This is a genomic window from Staphylococcus sp. CoH_129_LAB_1 (assembly GCF_058191515.1).
The window spans coordinates 1-2241 of record NZ_JBXWKZ010000059.1 but is presented as its reverse complement, the minus strand read 5'-3'; the positions used below and the strand labels follow the sequence as shown (position 1 = coordinate 2241).

Annotated in this window: 2 protein-coding genes; one reads left to right on the top strand and one right to left on the bottom strand. The window is 30.3% G+C overall.

The genetic code is table 11. The features are described from left to right. Positions 1-517 precede the first annotated feature (517 nt). Complete coding sequence (locus AC2FB1_RS11015; protein ID WP_002505443.1) at positions 518-1516, bottom strand: protein rep; 999 nt, start codon at positions 1514-1516, stop codon at positions 518-520. A gap of 327 nt (positions 1517-1843) precedes the next feature. Between AC2FB1_RS11015 and qacC the strand changes: the two genes are divergently transcribed. Beyond that, positions 1844-2167, top strand: a complete 324-nt coding sequence (gene qacC / locus AC2FB1_RS11010) for a quaternary ammonium compound efflux SMR transporter QacC (RefSeq protein WP_001146389.1) — start codon at positions 1844-1846, stop codon at positions 2165-2167. Positions 2168-2241 lie beyond the last annotated feature (74 nt).

Sequence of the window (2241 nt, the reverse complement as noted above, 5' to 3'; positions counted from 1 at the left end):
GCTTAATAGCTCACGCTATGCCGACATTCGTCTCCAAGTTTAGTTAAGGGTTCTTCTCAACATCAATAAATTTTCTCGGCATAAATGCTGTGTTATAATTAAAATTCCTTTCTTGATCTATTTTTCACTGATAACACCTAAATATTAAAACAGTGCATATAAGAGCTACCAAAATTTTTAAGGGTAGCTCTTTATTTTTTGTTCAAACATTTATTCAAAATCAGAATACCTTTATTTTTAATTTTAAGGGGTCATTTTAAAGAATTAAGGGTTATTTATATAGTTTTATACCTAAAAACCTAAATCGGCTCTTAAAACGCAAATGAGAGCCAAATAAAAATAATTGCTTTTCACAAACAAAAATTTGAGCAAAACCAGTGTCGAATTTTTTAGACACTGCCCATTTACATGCAAATTTAAAAATTAGCATAAAAAATGGGCAACCATGCCGGTTGAACGCTATAGTTCCTGCAGGGGCAAAAAAGCATAAAAAAACGCTAGCTTTGATAAGCTAACGTTACAAATTTTTTAAGAAATAATTTTGTTTTTCAAAATTCCAAATGGCCGTAATTGAATGGGCTTTTTGTTCTTCTTCAGTCGTTTTTTCTTCATCGCTCGTTTGAATTAAATTACCTTCTTCGGCATCGTCTAAATTTAAAAGTTTATGTTTTTGTTTAAGTAAACCACCGTAACTTAACATACGTTTTCTGTATAAACCTTGTTCTAAATCTTGAACAATTTCTGCGTCTTTTTCATGGTTTCCTGTTAAATAATCGGACGACTTAACCGAGTATTTTGATGTCTCTTTAATTGCAGCTTGTATATCTTTATCGCCTTTTTTATTCGGCTTAATTGCTTTGATATTTGCGACTGGTTTGTAATCAACTTGAAGAGCTTTTTGCCATAAATTGATCCACTCTTCTTGCGTTATATAATTCTCTTTTTTTCTGAAATAAGCATTTTCAACACACAATAAAACGTGCATATGTTGATTATAACTTCCGTCATTTTTGTTAACTGTAACTTCAGTTGAACGCATAAAACCGATTAAATTCTTTTTAACTTTTGCATACATTTTTAACTTGTTAAAAGCTTTCGACATATATTTTAAACTCTGTTCTAAATGCTCACCATCTATCGCATTTTTTGTTGAAAGTGTTAAGAATAACCAACGTGCTTTTGGCTTTTCTTTAACCACTGCTTCAATGACTTTTTGAGCTTGATAACTATTTTTCATTGAACGCCTCCAATTACAAACCGGACATAATTTAGACTTACAAAACCATGTTTTATAAAGTTTTAAATACCCTTCATCAGTCGGCTTAAATTCTAAGACGTTACCACATTGCTTCACGTTAAAAGCCTTTTTAATTTTTAAAATTTCTAGTATATCTGCATAACTTACATTGTCGATTTTCTTTTCTCTCCATGGGCGTTGTGTCCCACTTTTAGTCATATCTTTCAATGTTTCATTATCTTGATTTTCGTCTATATATTTTGTAGTATTATATTGCATATAAAAAGACCTCCAGTTTTGATTTAGATTCGACACCTTAATCATATAACTGGGGTTTTTTTATGTCAATTTTTTCTTTCACGCTAAAAAAACAACACAAATGTTGTCATACCAACGTTTTTAAAACATTTTAATTCTTTGAGTTATTTCTATATAGTATCAAGACAAGAAGAAACTCGTTTTCAACTCGTTTCAAAAACCTTTCAAAAACCATCAATCCACAAAAATACCACGCGAATGACACTCAAAATACAAGACTACAATTAAAAAATACTTTACAATTAAAAAATACTTAGAATAAAATACGAAAATTAAAAGGAGCTAAAAATGCCTTATATTTATTTAATAATAGCCATAAGTACTGAAGTTATTGGAAGTGCATTTCTTAAATCTTCAGAAGGCTTTTCAAAATTTATACCATCCTTAGGAACAATAATTTCATTTGGAATTTGTTTCTATTTTTTAAGTAAAACAATGCAACACCTACCACTAAATATAACTTATGCAACTTGGGCGGGACTAGGTTTAGTCTTAACAACCGTAGTCTCAATAATTATTTTCAAAGAACAAATAAATCTAATAACTATAGTATCTATAGTTTTAATCATAGTCGGCGTAGTTTCGTTAAACATTTTCGGAACATCGCATTAATTGCTTTATTCCAATTGCTTTATTGACGTTGAGCCTCGGAACCCTTAACAATCCCAAAACTTGTCGAATGGTCG